The sequence below is a fragment of the Prevotella sp. MGM1 genome (assembly GCF_002933775.1).
GTDB lineage: Bacteria > Bacteroidota > Bacteroidia > Bacteroidales > Bacteroidaceae > Prevotella.
Window position 1 is genome coordinate 1 of sequence record NZ_BEWV01000144.1, and the last position, 2,799, is coordinate 2,799.

The window sequence follows — 2,799 nt, forward strand, 5'->3', positions numbered from 1 at the left end:
TATGCTTTTTTCGCAGAAATCACGTTTTTTTATTAACTTTGCAGGGTATAAAGGCAGCTTGCCACAAGCTGACAGGCACGGCAGGCGGTACGGATGAATATCACCCGGCAAACCGTCGGCATCATGTTTGCGTATATAGGCCAAGAAATGTGACAGTTATCGGTGTGAACTCACAACATCAATATTTCATGTCTGCTATATAAAAACAAGGAATGTGACAGAAAGAGAGCAAGACCGACATGCCACAGTCACGTTTCCACGCTGTCGCGCACACAATATATTAATTACGAACAAAATATAAAAAACAACCATAATGAAAGAGCAACAGTTTAAACGCACCACCGTGACGGCGGCACTGCCCTATGCCAACGGCGGTGTGCATATCGGGCATCTGGCCGGAGTATACGTGCCGGCAGACATCTATGTGCGCTATCTCAGACTGAGAAAGCAGGACGTGGTGTTCATCGGCGGCAGCGACGAGCACGGCGTGCCAATCACCATCAGGGCACGCAAGGAAGGCATCACGCCGCAAGACGTGGTAGACCGCTATCACGGAATGATTAAAAAGAGCTTCGAGGACTTCGGCATCAGTTTCGACATATACAGCCGCACGACATCGGAGACACATCATAAATTTGCCGCCGATTTCTTCCGCAAACTATATGACGACGGCAAACTGACGGAGAAAGAAAGCGAACAGTACTACGACGAGGAGGCAAAACAGTTTCTCGCCGACCGATACATCACGGGCGAGTGCCCCCACTGCCACAACCCCAAGGCTTACGGAGACCAGTGCGAGAAATGCGGATCCGACCTCGACCCGACAGAGCTGATAAACCCGCAGTCGGCAATCAGCGGCTCAAAACCGGTGCTGCGCAAGACTAAAAACTGGTATCTGCCACTCGACGAGCATCAGGAATGGCTCAAAGAGTGGATACTCGAAGGCCACAAGGAATGGCGCCCTAACGTGTACGGACAGTGCAAAAGCTGGCTCGACCTCGACCTTCAACCTCGTGCGATGACCCGCGACCTCGACTGGGGCATCCCCGTACCCGTAGAGGGCGGCGAGGGTAAGGTGCTCTACGTGTGGTTCGACGCCCCGATAGGCTACATATCGAACACCAAGGAACTGCTGCCCGACACGTGGGAGAAGTGGTGGAAAGACCCCGAGACGCGCCTCGTGCACTTCATCGGCAAGGATAACATCGTGTTCCACTGCATCGTGTTCCCGACAATGCTCAAAGCGCACGGCGGATATATCCTGCCGGACAACGTGCCGTCGAACGAGTTTCTCAACCTCGAGAACGACAAGATATCAACCTCCCGCAACTGGGCCGTGTGGCTGCACGAGTATCTCGTAGAGATGCCGGGCAAGCAGGACGTGCTGCGCTACGTGCTCACGGCGAACGCTCCTGAGACGAAAGACAACAACTTCACATGGCGCGACTTCCAAGACCGCAACAACAACGAGTTGGTGGCGGTATACGGCAACTTCGTCAACCGCGCCCTGCAACTGACAAAGAAATACTGGGACGGCGTGGTGCCTGCATGCGGCGAACTGACAGACACCGACCGGGCCACGCTCGATGAGTTCAAGGACGTGAAACAACGGGTGGAGGAACAGCTCGACATATTCAAGTTCCGAGAGGCACAAAAAGAGGCTATGAACCTCGCCCGGATAGGCAACAGGTACATCACGGAATGCGAGCCGTGGAAAGTATGGAAGACAGACCCGAAACGGGTGGAGACCATTCTGTACATATCGTTGCAACTCGTGGCCAACCTTGCCATTGCGTTCGAGCCGTTCTTGCCTTTCAGCAGCGCACGGTTGCGCAAGATGATAAACATCGACAACTTCGAGTGGGACAGTCTCGGACGCACCGACCTGCTCACGGCTGGCCATAAGCTCGGCGAACCGGAACTGCTGTTCGAGAAGATTGACGATGAGACCATCGGCTATCAACTCAACAAGCTCGAAGAGACGAAGAAGGCAAACGAGGCCGCCGCATACAAGGCCGGTCCGATAAAGGATACCGTGGCCTTCGAGGATTTCGAGAAAATAGATATCCGTGTGGGCCACATCAAAGCATGCGAGAGGGTGAAAAAGGCCAACAAACTGCTGAAATTCACGCTCGACGACGGCTCGGGCACCGACCGCACCATAGTCAGCGGCATAGCGAAATACTACGAGCCGGAAGACCTAATAGGCCGCGACGTGCTCTTCATAGCCAACCTCGCGCCCCGCAAACTGATGGGAATAGAGAGCCAGGGCATGATACTCTCGGCCGAGAACTTCGACGGCGACCTGAGCGTTACCACCATACTGCGCGACGTGAAGCCGGGAAGCAAGGTGTGCTGACACCAAGCATTGCACCTGCCGGACAAGTGCCTCAACGCCTTAAAGCAGGCGGAAAGACAGCAATGATAATACAAGCAAAATCATTATACTCTCGGAAAAGCGGTTGATTACAACCGCTTTTTTCATATCCTGAGTAGAAAGCGGACGGGCATTGACACCGATATACGGCTTGTCAAAGAGCTGTCCGAAGTAATGGTGCGGCCCTCCGAAACGACAGTCGAGGGCCCCGGCGAGCGCAGCCTCGGGCCAACCGCTGTTCGGACTGGCATGGCAACGGCCGTAACGGGCCACGAAACGGAAGTGAGACATGCGGGCACCGCAAGACAATACCATTAGAAAAGCCGTGATACGGGCGGGCAACCAGTTGGCTATATCGTCGAGACGGGCGGCAAAACGGCCGAAGTCTATATAACGCTCGGTGCGGTAACCAACCATGGAAT

At 54.3% G+C, this 2,799-nt stretch carries 2 protein-coding genes; one reads left to right on the forward strand and one right to left on the reverse strand.

Going from position 1 to position 2,799, the window contains the following annotated elements:
- The first annotated feature begins 313 nt into the window (after positions 1 to 313).
- Positions 314 to 2,359, forward strand: a complete 2,046-nt coding sequence (gene metG, locus MoGM_RS05635; RefSeq protein WP_104369150.1) for a methionine--tRNA ligase — start codon at positions 314 to 316, stop codon at positions 2,357 to 2,359.
- Between the two features lie 39 nt (positions 2,360 to 2,398).
- On the opposite strand, the gene MoGM_RS05640 is transcribed toward metG, so the two are convergent.
- A partial coding sequence (locus MoGM_RS05640) for a CobD/CbiB family cobalamin biosynthesis protein (RefSeq protein ID WP_146078658.1) occupies positions 2,399 to 2,799 on the reverse strand: 401 nt, incomplete at its 5' end.